1 protein-coding gene is annotated in these 15,902 nt (G+C 70.4%); it reads right to left on the bottom strand.

The annotated features are described in order from the left end of the window. On the bottom strand, window positions 1–15,902 hold a 15,902-nt coding region (locus NN4_RS42390; protein WP_147143520.1), incomplete at both ends, for a non-ribosomal peptide synthase/polyketide synthase.

Here is a 15,902-nt window from a genome sequence, read left to right as displayed (position 1 = left end):
CAGCGAGTTACCGCCCCAGGCGAAGAAGTCGTCGTCCAGGCCGAGCCGCTTGGACTCCGCGCCTTCCCGATCCGAGAGGCGCAGCACGTCGGCGAAGGTGTTCGCCACGATCTGCTCGATCGGCGTCACCGGCGCGCGGAACACCGCCTTCTCGAAGGTGGGTGCGGGCAACGCCTTGCGGTCCAGCTTGCCGTTGGCGTTCAACGGCAGCGCGGGCAGCTCGACGAGCACCGACGGCACCATGTACGACGGCAACTCCGCGGCGAGCGCGGACTGCAGCCCGCGCTTGTCGAGCTGACCCGCCCGCGGCACGACGTAGGCGACCAGCCGGTCACCGATGTTCGGATCGGTGTGCGCGAGCACTGCGGCCGCGGTGATCGCGGGCTGGCGCAGCAGCGCGGCCTCGATCTCACCGAGCTCGATGCGGAAGCCACGGATCTTCACCTGGAAGTCGGTGCGGCCGCGGTAGTCCAGCTCACCGGAGGCGTTCCACGCCACCAGGTCGCCGGTGCGGTACATGCGCTCGCCGGGTGCGCCGAACGGGTCGGCGACGAACCGGTCGGCGGTCAGCTCGGGCTTGCCGAAGTAGCCGCGCGCCAATTGCGCACCGGCCAGGTACAACTCGCCGGAGACACCGGCCGGGACCGGACGCAGCCTGGTGTCGAGCACGTAGACGCGGCTGTTCCACTCCGGCGCGCCGATCGACACCGAGACCTGGTCGGCGTCGGTGACCAGGTGGCTGGTGATCGACACCGCGGCCTCGGTAGGCCCGTACAGGTTGAAGAGCTCGGCGGCGTTGTCGCGGCGGAACCGCTGTGCGGTCGCCGCGGGCAGCGCCTCACCGATGGCGAGCACCCGGCCCAGCGACGGCGTCAGGCGGCCCGCGGCCTCGGTGAGCAGCGAGTCGAGCATCGACGGCACCACATGCAGGGTGGTGACGCCGGTGCCGCGCATCAGCTCGTTGAGGTAGGCCGGATCGCGGTGACCGTCGGCCGCCGAGATGACCAGGCGGCCCCCCGACGCGGCGGCGGTCCAGAATTCCCACACCGACAGGTCGAACGTCGCCGCGGTCTTCAGCAGTATCGCGTCGTCCGCGCCGAGGCCGAAGGTCGCGATCTCCCACTGCAACTGGTTGACGATCGCCGCGTGCGGAACCGCGACGCCCTTGGGCTGGCCGGTCGAGCCGGACGTGAAGATCACGTACGCGGTGTGCGCCGGGGTCAGCGCGGCGCGGCGCTCGTCGCCGGTCACCGGACCGGCCGCGAACGTGCTCAGGTCGAGCGCGTCGAGCTGGACGACTTCGGTGGTGGCGGTACGGAATCCGTCGCGACCGGTGGTCAGCACGCAGACCGGTGCCGCGGTACCGAGGATGTAGTCGGTCCGCTCGGCGGGCTGGTCCGGATCGATCGGCACATACGCCGCACCGGATTTCGCGACCGCGTACATGGCGACGACCAGGTCGGTGGACCGGCGGATGGCCAGCGCCACCCGGTCCTCCGGGCCGATGCCACGCTGGATCAGGTAGCGGGCCAGGCGGTTCACCCGGCGATCCAGCTCCGCGTAGGTAACTTCCTGCTGGCCCGTCGGATCGTCGGCGACGAGTGCGACCGCATCCGGTGCCGCCGCGACCGAGGCATCCAGCAGCGAAACCAGCGTCGCGGTCGGATCGACCTCATGCGCGGTGTCGTTCCAGGTGCCCACGATGCGGGTGTGCTCGTCGGCTGCGAGCAGGTCGATCTCGCCGACCGGCAGGGTGGCGTCGGCGACCACCGCGTCCAGCACCCGCACGAAGCGGTCCGCGAAGCCCTGGACCGTGTCCTCGTCGAACAGGTCGATGGCGTAACCGAATTCGGTGATGATCTCGGCGGGCGTGCCGTCCTCGGCGTACCGGTCGTAGAGCGTGACGTGCAGGTCGGTCTTGGCCAGTTGCGAGTCGAAGTTGACCGCGCTCACCGAGAGGCCGGGCAGTTCGAAGGTGGTCTCGGCCAGGTTCTGGAACGAAAGACCCACCTGGAACAGCGGATTGCGCGCGGTGGAGCGCACCGGGTTGAGCACCTCGACGAGCCGCTCGAACGGCACGTCCGCGTTGGCGAACGCCTCGAGGTCGCGCTCCTTGACGTCGGCGAGCAGATCGGCGAACCGGTCGCCCGGCTGCACCCGGGTGCGGAACACCAGGGTGTTGACGAACATGCCGATCAGGTCGTCGAGTTCGCGTTCACCACGGCCCGCGATCGGGGTGCCGACCGCGATGTCGTCGGTGCCGGACAGGCGCGAGAGCAGCACGGCCAGCGCGGCGTGCACCACCATGAACAGCGACGCGTTGTTGGCGCGGGCCAGCTCGTGCAGGCGGGCGTGCCGCTCCGGGGAGATCTCGAAGCGAATCGCCTTGCCGTGGAACGACTGCGCGGGCGGGCGCGGCCGATCGGCGGGCAGCTCCAGCTGGTCGGGCAGCCCGGCCAGTGCGGTCTGCCAGTAGCCGACCTGCTGGGCGGCCAGGGATTCCGGATCGTCCTCCGAACCCAGCACCGAGCGCTGCCAGAGCGCGTAATCGGCGTACTGCACCGGCAGCGGAAGCCACTGCGGCACTTCGCCTTGCGCGCGGGCCACGTACGCGGCCATCACGTCGCGGGCCAGCGGTCCCATCGACGAACCGTCCGCCGCCACGTGGTGCACGGTGAACGCGAGCACGTGCTCGTCCGGCGCGATGCGGAACAGCGCCACCGCCAGTGGCACCTCGACGGTGACGTCGAAGGTGGTCATCGCGAACGCGATCACCGCGCCGAGCAGTTCCTCCTCGGTGACGTCGACCGGGGTGAGCGCGGCAGCCGACTCGGCCGCCGGGCGGATCACCTGGTGCGGCCCCTCCGCGGAGCGCGGGTAGGTGGTGCGCAATACCTCGTGGCGGGCGAACACGTCGCCGATCGCCTGCTCCAGCGCGGCGACATCGAGGGTGCCCGACAACCGCACCGCGAGCGGGATGTTGTCGACCGCCGAAGTGGCCGTGTCGAACTGGTTGAGGAACCAGTAGCGCTGCTGCGCCGGCGACAGCGGGATCCGGTCCGGACGCTCCCCGGTCTCCAGCTTGGGCCGGTGCCTGCCGGAGCCCGCGTTGCGCTCGACCCGGGTGGCCAGCGCGAACACCGTGGACGCCTCGAACAGGTCGCGGACCGCCAGCTGGGTGTCCAGCGCGGCGCCGAGCCGCGCGGTCACCTGGGTGGCCAGCAGCGAGTTACCGCCGAGCTCGAAGAAGTCGTCGTCCAGGCCGACCCTGGCGACGCCGAGCACGTCGCCGAAGGTGCCCGCGACGATCTCCTCGATCGGCGTGGACGGTGCCCGGAACACCTTGGCCTCGAACACCGGCGCGGGCAGCGCCTTGCGGTCCAGCTTGCCGGAGGCGTTGAGCGGGAACTCGTCCAGCACCACGAAGGCCGAGGGCACCATGTACGCGGGCAGCTCGCCGCCGAGCTCGGTGCGCACACCGTCGATGTCGACCACATGACCCGCCGTCGGCACGACGTAGCCGACCAGCTGATCGCCGAGGCGATCGTCCGAGCGCACGACCACCACGGCCTGCGCGATGGAATCCAGTGCGGTGAGCGCGGATTCGATCTCGCCGAGCTCGATCCGCAGACCACGCAGCTTCACCTGGAAGTCGGTGCGGCCCAGGTACTCCAGCTCGCCGCGCGGGGTCCAGGTGACGAGGTCACCGGTGCGGTACATCCGCTCGCCATCGGCACCGAACGGGTTGGCCACGAACCGATCCGCGGCGAGCTCCGGGCGCGCGACGTAACCGCGGGCCAGTTGCACACCGGCGAGGTACAGCTCACCCGCGACGCCGACCGGCACCGGGTGCAGCCGCGAATCCAGCACGTACACCTGGGTGTTGAACACCGGTGCGCCGATCGGCACGGACACCGCGTCGGCCTCGTCCACCTCGTGGAAGGTGACGTCGACGGCGGCCTCGGTCGGGCCGTACAGGTTGTGCAGGCGCGCACCGGTGAGTTCCTGCATCCGCTGCGCGGTGGCGGCGGGCAGCGCCTCACCGGAGGCGAAAACGTTGACCAGGCTGGTGCATTCGTCCGCCCGCTGCTCGGCGACGAACACCGACAGCATGGACGGCACGAAGTGCGCGGTGGTGACCTCTTCGGCGGTGATCACCTGGATCAGGTACCCGGGATCGCGATGGCCGTCCGGCTTCGCGACGACCAGGCGGGCGCCGACCTGCAAGGGCCAGAAGAACTCCCACACCGACACGTCGAAGGTGGCCGGCGTCTTCTGCAACACCACATCGGTGGTTTCCAGGCGGTACTCGGCCTGCATCCACACCAGGCGGTTGACGATCGCCCCGTGGCTGACCGCCACACCCTTCGGACGACCGGTGGAACCGGAGGTGAAGATGACGTAGGCGGTGTTCGACGGGCGCAGCGGCGCACGGCGATCCGCGTCGGTCACCGGTGCGTCGGCGTAGTCCGACAGCTCCAGGCTGTCGATGTGCACGGCCGGGGTCTGCCCGGCGTCGAACTCGTCCCGCGCGGTGGTCAGGACACACACCGGCTGCGCGGTATCGAGCACGTAGTGGGTGCGCTCGGCCGGATGATCCGGATCCAGCGGCACATACGCGCCACCGGCGACGCTCACCGCGTACATGCCGACGACCAGTTCGATGGACCGGCGCATACCGAGCGCGACCATCGAATCCGGGCCGACACCGAGCGAGATCAGGTGCCGGGCAAGACGATTCACCTGCGCCGCGAACTCGGCGTAGGACAGAGTCGTCCCCTCGAAGGTCAGCGCCGCGGCATCGGGGGTCCGGGCGACCTGCGCCTCGAACATCGACACCAGCGTCGCCGTGTCGTCCACCGCATGCGCGGTGTCGTTCCAGCGCGCGACCACCTGGGCGTGCTCGGCCGAGTCCAGCAACTCGACATCGCCGATCGCCACGGACGGGTCCGCGACGACGGCGGTCAGCAACCGGACGAGCCGGTCCGCGACGCCCGCGATGGTGCCCGCGTCGAACATGTCGGTGGCATAGGCGAATTCGGCGGTCATGCCGTCGGCAGCGCCTTCGCCATCGAACCGGTCGGACAGGCTCAGGTGCAGATCGAACTTGGCGGTCACCACGTCCAGCGGCACACCCGCGACCTCCAGGCCGGGCAGCTCGAACGAGGCCTCCCCGGTGTTCTGGAACGACAGCATCACCTGGAACAGGGGGTGCCGCGCCTGCGAGCGGGCCGGGTTGAGGATCTCGACCAGCCGCTCGAACGGCAGGTCCGCGTGCCCGAAGGCGGCGAGGTCACGATCCTTGGTGCGCGCGACCAGCTCCGCGAACGAGTCCGCCGGGTCGACCGCGCTGCGCAGCACGAGCGTATTGACGAACATGCCGATGGCATCGTCGAGCACTGCTTCACCACGACCGGCCACCGCGGTACCGATGGCGATGTCGTCGCTGCCGGACAACCGGGCGAGCAGCGCGGCGAACGCGGCGTGCACCACCATGAACAGGCTGGCGCCGTGCGCCCTGGCGAGCGCGTTCAGCTCCCGCACCAGCTGCGCGTCGAGCGAGAACTCGTACACGCCACCGCGATTGGACGCGACGGCGGGCCGCGAGCGGTCCGCGGGCAGATCCAGCTGGTCGGGCAGCCCGGCCAGGCTGTCGGACCAGTAGGCGACCTGCTGGGCGATCAGCGAGGCCGGATCGTCTTCGGAGCCGAGGGTTTCCCGCTGCCACAGTGCGAAGTCGGCGTACTGCACCGGCAGCGGCGGCCAGGCGGGCGCCTCGCCGCGCGAGCGGGCCGCGTAGGCGATCATCACGTCGCGGGCCAGCGGGCGCACCGACCAGCCGTCGCCGGAGATGTGGTGCACCACGAAGACCAGCACGTGGGTGTCGGGCTGGGAGCCGTCCATCGAGCCTGCGACGCGGAACAGCTGGGCCCGCACCGGCACCTCGGTGGTGACGTCGAAGCCGGTCAGCACCAATTCGCTGACCCGCTCCTGGATTTCGGTCTCCGACACCTCGATCGGGGTCAGCTCGATGGTCTCCTGCCCGGCGGGCAGCACGACCTGGACACCTTGGCCGTCGGCGGTTTCCGGGTAGACGGTGCGCAGCACCTCGTGCCGGTCGACCACATCGGCGACGGCTTGGCGCAGCGCTTCGGTGTCCAGCGAGCCGGTGAGCCGGACGGCCAGCGGGATGTTGTTGACCGCAGTCTGGTTGTCGAAGCGGTTGAGGAACCACATCCGCTGCTGCGCGAGCGACAACGGGATGCGGGCCGGGCGTCGGCCTGCCACGAGTTCGCGGCGGCGGCCGGTGCCCTGGTGGGCCTCCATCCGCGCGGCCAGCGCGGCGACGGTCGGCGCCTCGAACAGCATCCGCACCGGAACGCGGGTGTCCAGTGCGGCGCCCAGGCGGGCGACCACCTGGGTGGCGATGAGCGAGTTGCCGCCGAGATCGAAGAAGTCGTCGTCGAGGCCGACGGCGCGTTCGCCGTCGGTGCTGGTGAGCCCGAGCACCTCGGCGAAGGTGTTGGCCACGATCTCTTCGATCGGGGTGGACGGTGCGCGGAATTCCCTCGCCTCGAAGGCCGGTGCGGGCAGTGCGCGCCGGTCCAGCTTGCCGTTCGGGTTGAGCGGCATGGCGTCGAGCACCACGATCGCGGCGGGCACCATATACGACGGCAGTCGGGTGGACAGGTGTGTCCTGAGGTCGTCGACGTCGACGGTGGTGTCGCCGACCGGGACCACATAGCCGACCAGCTGATCGCCGGTGTGCGCGTCCGAGCGCACCATGGCGACGGACTGGGCCACCGAATCGTGTGCGGCGAGCGCGGTTTCGATCTCACCGAGCTCGATCCGCAAGCCGCGCAGCTTCACCTGGAAGTCGGTGCGGCCTATGTACTCGATGGCACCCGTGTCGTCGCGGGTGACGAGGTCACCGGTGCGGTACATCCGGGCACCCGCGACACCGAACGGGTTGGCCACGAAGCGATCCGCGGTCAGGTCGGTGCGGCCGAAGTAACCGCGCGCCAGCTGCGCACCGGCGAGGTACAGCTCGCCCGCGACACCCGACGGCACCGGCTGCAGGCGCGAATCCAGCACGTACGCCTGGGCGTTCCACACCGGCAGGCCGATCGGCACCGCGCCGGTCACCTCGTCGGCGACCGGGCCGTGCGTGGCGTGCACGGTGAATTCCGTTGGGCCGTAAAGGTTGTAGAGGTCAGCCGAGCTCGCTCGGCGGATGGCGTCGACCGCCTCGGCGGTGAAGGCCTCACCGGCGACGAACAGTGTCCGCAGCGAGGCGAGGGACGCACCGGCGCCGGTCGCGTCGACGTTCCCGGCGAAGACGGTCAGCATGGACGGCACGAACGAGGTCATGGTGACGCGCTCGGCGGCGATCACGTCCGCGAGGTACTGCGGATCACGATGCCCGTCCGCACTGGCCACCACGATACGACCGCCGGTGGTCATCGGGCCGAACAGCTCCCACACCGACACGTCGAAGGTGGCGGGCGTCTTGAACAGCACGATGTCGTCGGCGCCGATGCCGTATTCGCCGGTGATCCAGCGGATCTGGTTCACCACGGCGGCGTGCGGCACCGCGACGCCCTTCGGGCGACCGGTCGAGCCGGACGTAAAGATCACGTACGCCGGGTGTTCCGGCCGCAGCGGCACGCGGCGTTCGGCATCGGTGACCGGCTCGTCCGAGTAACCGGACAGATCGAGCGCATCGATCGACAGGGTGGTGCGGCCCTCGGCGTCGAACGCGTCGCGCGAGGTGGTCAGCACGCACACCGGGTCGGCCGAGTCGAGCACATAGTTCACCCGTTCGGCGGGCTGGTCGAGGTCCAGCGGCACGTAGCCGCCACCGGCCTCCTGCACCGCGTACGCGGCGACGACCAGGTCCACCGAGCGCCGCAGACCCAGGGCGACCAGGGTCTCCGGACCGACGCCGGCCTCGATCAGCTTGCGCGCCAGACGGTGCACGCGGGCACCGAATTCGGCGTACGTCAGCGAGGTGCCGGTGGCGGGATCGACCACTGCGACCGAATCCGGGGTGGCCTGCGCCTGCGCGGCGAACTCGGCGACCAGGGTGGTCGGTGCGCCGAGGTCGTGCTCGGTGGCGTTCCAGCCGCGCAGCGCCTGCTCGGTCTCCTGCTCGTCCAGCAGGGAGATATCGCCGATCGGCCGATCCGGTTCGGCGGCAAGAGCTTTCAGCAGCCGGTGGAACCGCTGCCCGAGCTCCGCCATCGTTTCCGGGTCGAAAAGATCGGTGGCGTAGATGAATTCGGCACTGATACCCGCCGCCGCGGCACCCGCGCCGTTTACCGGCTGGGTGGCGTTCTTCTCCGACAGCGTCAGCTGCAGGTCGAACTTCGCCGTATCGATCGGCAGCTCGACACCGCTGACCGTCAGGCCCGGCAGTTCGAGGCTGTTCTGGCCCAGGTTCTGGAACGAGAGCAGCACCTGGAACAACGGGTGCCGCGCCTGCGAGCGCGCCGGATTCAGGATCTCGACCAGCCGCTCGAACGGCAGGTCCGCGTGCCCGAACGCGGCGATATCGGTGGCGCGCACCGTGCGCAGCAGATCGGTGAACGTCGCGGCGCTATCGATCGGGGTCCGCAGCACCAGGGTGTTGACGAACATGCCGATCAGGTCGTCCAGCGCCCGCTCGCCACGGCCCGCGACCGGGGTGCCGATGGCGATATCGCGCTCGCCGGACAGCCGGGCGAGCAGCACGGCCAGCGCGGTGTGCGCGACCATGAACAGCGTCGCGCCCCTGGTGCGGGCGAGTTCGGTGAGCCTGCCGTGAGTTTCGGCGTCGATCTCGAAGGTGTGCGTCGCGCCGCGGCCGGAGGCGACCGCGGGGCGCGGCCGGTCGGTGGGCAGGTCGAGCTGATCGGGCAGCCCGGCCAGCGAGTTCGACCAGTACGCGATCTGCTGGGCGATCACCGATTCCGGATCGTCTTCGTCGCCGAGCACGGCGCGCTGCCACAGCGCGAAGTCGGCGTACTGGACTTCCAGTGGCCGCCACGCGGGTTCGCCGCCTTCGACGCGGGCGCCGTAGGCGGTCATCACGTCTCGGGTCAGCGGGCCCATGGAGAAGCCGTCGGCCGAGATGTGGTGCACCACCAGGGCCAGCACGTGCTCGGTCGGGCTCACCTCGAACAGCCTGGCCCGGAACGGCACCTCGGTGGTGACGTCGAAGGCGGTGAGCACCAGCTCGGAAAGCCGTTGCGGCAGTTCGGCCTCGGTGACCTCGAAGGGCGCGAGGTCGGGGATCACCCTGCCGGTGGGCACAGTCTGCTGATGCGCGGTGCCGTCCACCTCCGGGTAGAAGGTGCGCAGCGACTCGTGGCGGGCCAGCACGTCGGCGACGGCGATCTGCAGCGCCTGCCGGTCCAGCAGACCGGACAGCCGCACCGCAGCCGGGATGTTGTCCACGGCCGAGTCCGGGTCGAAGCGGTTCAAGAACCACATGCGCTGCTGGGCCAGCGACAGCGGCACCAGCGCGGGCCGCTGCTGCGGCACCAGGGCCGCCCTGGCCCCGGCGCCGGCGTGCGTCTCCGCGCGGGCCGCGAGCGCGACCACGGTGGACGCCTCGAACAGTTCGCGGACGCCGAGATCGGTGTCCAGCGCGGCGGACAACCGCGCGGCGACCTGAGTGGCACTGAGCGAGTTACCGCCGAGCGCGAAGAAGTCGTCGTCCAGGCCGACCCGTTCCACGCCGAGCACCTCGGCGAAGGTGGCCGCGACGATCTCCTCCACCGGCGTCGTCGGGGCGCGGAACACCGCGGCCTCGAACACCGGCGCGGGCAGCGCCTTGCGGTCCAGCTTGCCGGAGGCGTTGAGCGGGAACTCGTCCAGCACGAGCACCACCGACGGCACCATGTACGCGGGCAACCGCTCCGCCAGGTCCTCGCGCAGCAGCTCGGTGTCCACCCGCACGTTCGGCGCGGGAATGACGTAGGCGACGAGCTGGTCGCCGGTGTGCTGGTCGCCGCGGACCACCACGACAGACTGGGCGACCTCGTCCAGCGCGGTGAGCGCGGTCTCGATCTCGCCGAGCTCGATCCGCAGACCGCGCAGCTTCACCTGGAAGTCGGTGCGGCCCAAGTACTCCAGCTCACCGGACGAGGTCCAGGAGACCAGGTCACCGGTGCGGTACATGCGCTCACCGGCGGCACCGTAGGGGTTGGCCACGAACCGGTCGCTGGTCAGATCCGGCCGCGCGACGTACCCGCGGGCCAGCTGGGTGCCCGCGAGATACAGCTCACCTGCGACACCGACCGGCACCGGGCGAAGCCGCGAATCCAGCACGTACACCTGGGTGTTGTAGACCGGCGCGCCGATCGGGACGGTGTCGGTATCGGTGTCGACCACCTCGTGGAAGGTGACGTCGACCGCGGCCTCGGTCGGGCCGTACAGGTTGTGCAGCGCCGCACCGGTCAGCTCACGCAGCCGATGCGCGGGCTTGGGCGGCAGCGCCTCACCGGAGGCGAACACCAGCCGCAGCGAATCACACTGCGCCGCAGCGGCGTCGGCGACGAACACCGCAAGCATCGACGGCACGAAGTGGGTGACGGTGATCCGCTCGGTGCTGATCACCTCGGCCAGGTACGCCGGATCGCGGTGCCCGTCCGGCTTCGCGACGACCAGGCGCGCGCCGATCTGCAAGGGCCAGAAGAACTCCCACACCGACACGTCGAAGGTGGCGGGCGTCTTCTGCAACACCGCGTCGGGGGTGTCCAGCCCGTAGGCGGACTGCATCCACACCAGGCGGTTCACGATCGCCGCGTGCGAAACACCGACGCCCTTGGGGCGGCCGGTGGAGCCGGACGTGAAGATCACGTACGCGGTGTTGGTCGGCCGCAACGGCGCCCGGCGATCCGCGTCGGTGATCGGCGCTTCGGAGAGCCCGCTCAGATCGAGCAGGTCGATGCGCACCTGCGCGGTATCGATGTCGAGATCGGTGCCCGAGGTCAGCACGCACACCGGATCGGCCGTGGCCAGAATGTATTCCGTGCGCTCAGCCGGGTGATCCGGGTCCAGCGGCACGTACGCGCCACCGGCAACCGTGACCGCGTACATGCCGACGACGAGATCGATCGAGCGCCGCATGCCGAGTGCCACATAGGATTCCGCACCGACACCGCGAGCGATCAGCCAGCGGGCCAGCTGGTTGACCTTGCCGGCGAACTCGTCGTAGGACAGATGTGTCCCCTCGAAGCTCAGCGCGGTCGCCTCGGGCGTGCGTGCGGCCTGCTCGTAGAACTTGGAGACGAGCGTGGCGGCCGCATCCACCTCGTGCGCGGTGTCGTTCCAGCCGGACACCACGAGCTCGCGCTCCGCAGTGTCGAGCAGCTCGATATCGCCCACCGGCACAGTCGGTTCGGCGGTGATCGCGGTCAGCACACGGATCAGACGGTCGGCGATGCGCCGCACGGTCTGCTCGTCGAACAGGTCACGCAGGTAACCCGCGCGGATCCGCAGTCGCGAATCCAGCTGTGCGATAAGGGTCAACGGGTAGTGCGTGGCATCGGCCGCGTCGAGGCCGACCACCGCCATACCGTCGATGTCCGAGGCCTGTTCCTGGAGTCCCGCGGCGTCGACCGGGTAGGACTCGAACACCACCAGCGTGTCGAACAGACCACCGATGCCCGCGGCGGACTGGATGTCCGCGAGACCGACGTAGTGGTGATCGAGCAGATCCGCCTGCTCGCCCTGAGTCCGGGCGAGCAGCTGCTGCGCGGACTCCGCCGGGTCGAACCGCACCCGCACCGGCACGGTGTTGATGAACAGGCCGACCATCGACTCCACGCCGGACAGGTCCGCGGGGCGCCCGGACACCGTGGTGCCGAACAGCACGTCGTCCCGGCCGGTCATCCGGCCGATGAGGATGCCCCACGCGGTCTGCAGCACGGTGTTCGGCGTGACGCCGAGCGAGCCGGCCAGCGCGGTGAGCCGCGCGGTGGCCGCCTGGTCGAGCTCGAAGAAGTACTCGCCGGACAGCGAGGTGATCTCGCGCCCGGCATCCGGGCGGGCCAGCAGCGTCGGCTCGGTGACGCCGCGCAGCGCGTCGTTCCACGCGGCCACCGAGGCCGAATGATCCTGCTGCGCGGTCCATTCCAGGAAGTGCCGGTAGGACCGCACGGCGGGCAGCACGCTGGTGTCCGCGTGTGCCGCGTACAGCACCAGCAGGTCCTGCATGAGCAGCGGCATGGACCAGCCGTCGAGCAGGATGTGGTGGTTGGCCACCACGAACTGCCAGCGGTCGCGCGCCACCTGGATCAGCGTGAAGCGGATCAGCGGCGGCTCGGTCAGATCGAAACGCTGCGTCCGGTCGGCGGCGATGAGGTCGTCGCCGTTGCCCTGCTCGATCCGGTCGTGCTCGGACCAGGCGACCCGGACGCTGTCCAGCACCACCTGCACCGGGCTGCCGTCCCGATCGGTGACGAACGCGGTGCGCAGGTTCTCGTAGCGGTCGACCAAAGCCTGTGCCGCCGAACGCAACCGGGCCGCGTCCACCCGGCCGGTGAGGGTGAGCACCGCCTGCGCGGTGTACACGTCCACCGAGGTGGCGGCGAGCCTGGCGTGGAAGAGCAGACCGGCTTGCAGCGCGGACAGTGGCCAGATATCGGCCAGGTTCGGGAAGCGCCGCTCCCAGCCGTCGATGTCGCCCTGCGTGCTGCGCACCAGCGCGAAGTCCGACGGCGTGTGCCCACCCGCGCCGGTCGAATTGGCGTGCCGGGCAACCGCTTCCAGCGCGGTCGCCCACAATTCGCCGAATTCGCGCACGGCGGCGGCGTCGAGCAGCGTCGACGGGTAGCCGATGTTCGCGGTCAGCTTGTCGCCGACCACGATCGCGTTGATGTCCAGCGGCGCCATCGCGGGCATGTCCGCGTCGTAGGCCCCGCCCAGCGCGCCGAGCTCGGCGGCCGGGATCCAGCCGAAGCCGCGCAGCGACTCGGGCACATCGCCCTCGGCGACGCGGCCGAGGTAGTTGAAGCTCACCTGGCCGGGCAGCTCGACGGGCAATTCGGCGGCGGTCTCCGGGTTCAGATAGCGCAGCAGGCCGTACCCGACACCCTTGTCCGGCACCGCGAGCAGCTGCTCCTTGATCGCCTTGACGGCCTGGCCCAGTGCGGGTCCGCCGGCCAGCGCGGCATCGATGTCGATGCCGGACAGCTCGAAGCGGACCGGGAAGATCGCGGTGAACCAGCCGACGGTGCGCGAGAGGTCCGCGCCGGGCACGATGTCCTCTTCGCGGCCGTGGCCCTCGAGACGGATCAGCAGCGACTCGTCGCCGCGGGTACCGGCCCGGCGCGCCCGCCACTTGGCGGTCGCCAGGGCCAGCGCGGTGAGCAGGCCGTCGTTCACGCCGCCGTGGAAGAGGGCGGGCACCGTGGTCAGCAGGGCCTTGGTGACCTCGGCGGACACCTCGACCTGCAGCTTTTCGATGACACCCGAGGTGTCGAGCGCCGGGTCCATCGGCCGCTCGGTCAGCAGCGGATCGGCCGCGTCGACCACCGAACGCCAGTGGTCGAGTTCGGCGACCCGCTCGGTACTGCGCGCCTCGCGTTCGAGCGCGTGCGCCCAGGCCCGCATCGAAGTGGCCGGTGCGACCAGCTCGGGCTGCTGGCCCGCGGTGCGCTGGCCCCAGGCCGCGACGAAGTCCGGCACCAGGATCCGCCAGGAGACACCGTCGACCACCAGGTGGTGGCCGACGACGATCAGCCGTCCGGCGCGCTCACCGTTGGAGGGCTCCAGCCAGACGAACCGAATGACAACACCCGCAGCGGGATCCAGCCGATCCAGCGAGGAATCCAGTGCGGCGGCAGCGATCTCGATCAGCTCGGCATCGTCGGCGGCCGCGTCGAAGGTGACGTGGTCGACGAGTGCGTCCACGTCGACGGTGCCGGGAGCGGCGGTTTCGAGGAGCCACTCCCCCTCGACCTGCCGCAGGCTCGCCCGCAGCATGTCGTGCCGGTCGATGACCGCGCCGACGGTCGCGACGATGCCTGCCCGGTCGATGCCGACCGGCAGTTCCAGCGCGAGGGTCTGGTTGAACCGGGTGAACGAGCCGCGCCGCTCCGCCATGAACCGCACCACCGGGGTCAGCGGCATCGGGCCGACGCCACCACCGGGCAGTTCGGCGAGCACCACGGCCGAAGCCGCCGCGGCGTCCGCAGTCTCGGCCACCGCGGCCAGCCCGGCCACGGTGCGCTGCTCGAAGACGTGCCGTGGGCTGAAGACCACGCCGCGCGCCTTGGCCCGCGAGACCAGCTGGATGGAGACGATGCTGTCGCCGCCCAGTGCGAAGAACGAGTCGTCGACACCGACCCGCTCCACGCCGAGCACCTCGGCGAAGACCTCGGCGATGGCCTGCTCGACCGGCGTGCGCGGCGCCCGGAACACGACCTCGGTCGCGAACACCGGCTCCGGCAACGCCTTTCGGTCCAGCTTGCCGACCGGGGTGAGCGGTACCCGATCGATCACCATGATCGAGGACGGCACCATGTACGCGGGCAGCCGCTCCTCGACGAAGCCGGTCAGCGCCGCGACGTCGATCGAACGACCCGGCGCCGCAACGACATACGACACCAGCGAGGTGGCACCGGCCGAGCCCTTGTGGCCGACGGTGACCGCGAAGTCGACGTTCTCGTGCGCGGCCAGTGCCGCGTCGATCTCGCCGAGCTCGATGCGGAAACCACGCACCTTCACCTGGAAGTCGGACCGGCCGACGTACTCGACCTCGCCGCTGCGGGTCCAGCGGACCACGTCACCGGTGCGGTACATCCGCGCGCCGGGGACCGCCGGATTCGCCACGAAACGGTCGGCGGTCAGGCCGGGACGCGCGTGGTAGCCGCGGGCCAGCTGGATGCCCGACAGATAGAGCTCACCTGCGACACCCACCGGAACGGGCCGGAGCTGGGCGTCCAGGATCAGCGACTGCATGCCGCGGGTCGGGCCACCGATGGTGACCAGATCGCCCGGCGTCAGCGCGTCGCTGATGTTGGTCATGATGGTGGTCTCGGTCGGGCCGTAACCGTTGTGGAAGCGCCGCCCCGAACCGTCCGGCGCGCCACCCCACTTGGTGACCAGATCGGCGGGGACCGCCTCACCACCGGCCACGATCACCCGCATGTCGGCCAGCGCGGCCGGATCGAGCGAGGCGAGCACCGACGGCGTGATGAACGCGTGCGTGACGCGCTCGGCGCGGATCAGCTCGGCCAGTTCCTCGCCGCCGTACACACCGGTCGGGCAGACCACCAGGGTGCCGCCGCGGCCGATCGCCAGCAGGAACTCGAGGATCGAGGCGTCGAAGCTCGGCGACGCGAAATGCAGTGCGCGCGTGGATGAGTCGACGTCGTAACGAGCGTTCTGCTCGTCCCGGAAGTTGGCCAGACCGGCGTGGGTGACCACGACGCCCTTGGGCACACCGGTGGAACCGGAGGTGTAGATGACATAGGCCGGGTGCACCGGGCTGACCGGCCGCACCCGATCGGCATCGGTGATCGCGGCCGCGTCGAAGCCGGACAACTCCAGCTCGTCCAGCACCAGCCACTCGACCGAGTCCGGCAGGTCGGCGCGCACCGAGGTGACGGTCAGGCCGACCGGGGAGCCCGAATCGGTGACCATGTGCGCGATGCGGTCGGCCGGGTAGGTCGGGTCGATCGGCACGAACGCCGCACCGGACTTGGCGACCGCCCATTCGGCGAAGTACGAGTCGTCCGAGCGCGGTACCGCGACCGCGACCAGATCCTCGGTACCGAGACCACGCTCGATCAGCAAGCGGGCCAACCGGTTCGAGCGTTCGTCCAGCTCGGCGTAGGACGTGGTGCTGCCCTGGAACACGACGGCGGGGGCCGCCGGGTCGATGGCGGCGGCCTCGGCCAGCAGCTCCG

The sequence above is a fragment of the Nocardia ninae NBRC 108245 genome, assembly GCF_007990755.1.
Lineage (GTDB): Bacteria > Actinomycetota > Actinomycetes > Mycobacteriales > Mycobacteriaceae > Nocardia > Nocardia ninae.
This window is presented reverse-complemented; position numbering and strand designations above follow the sequence as displayed.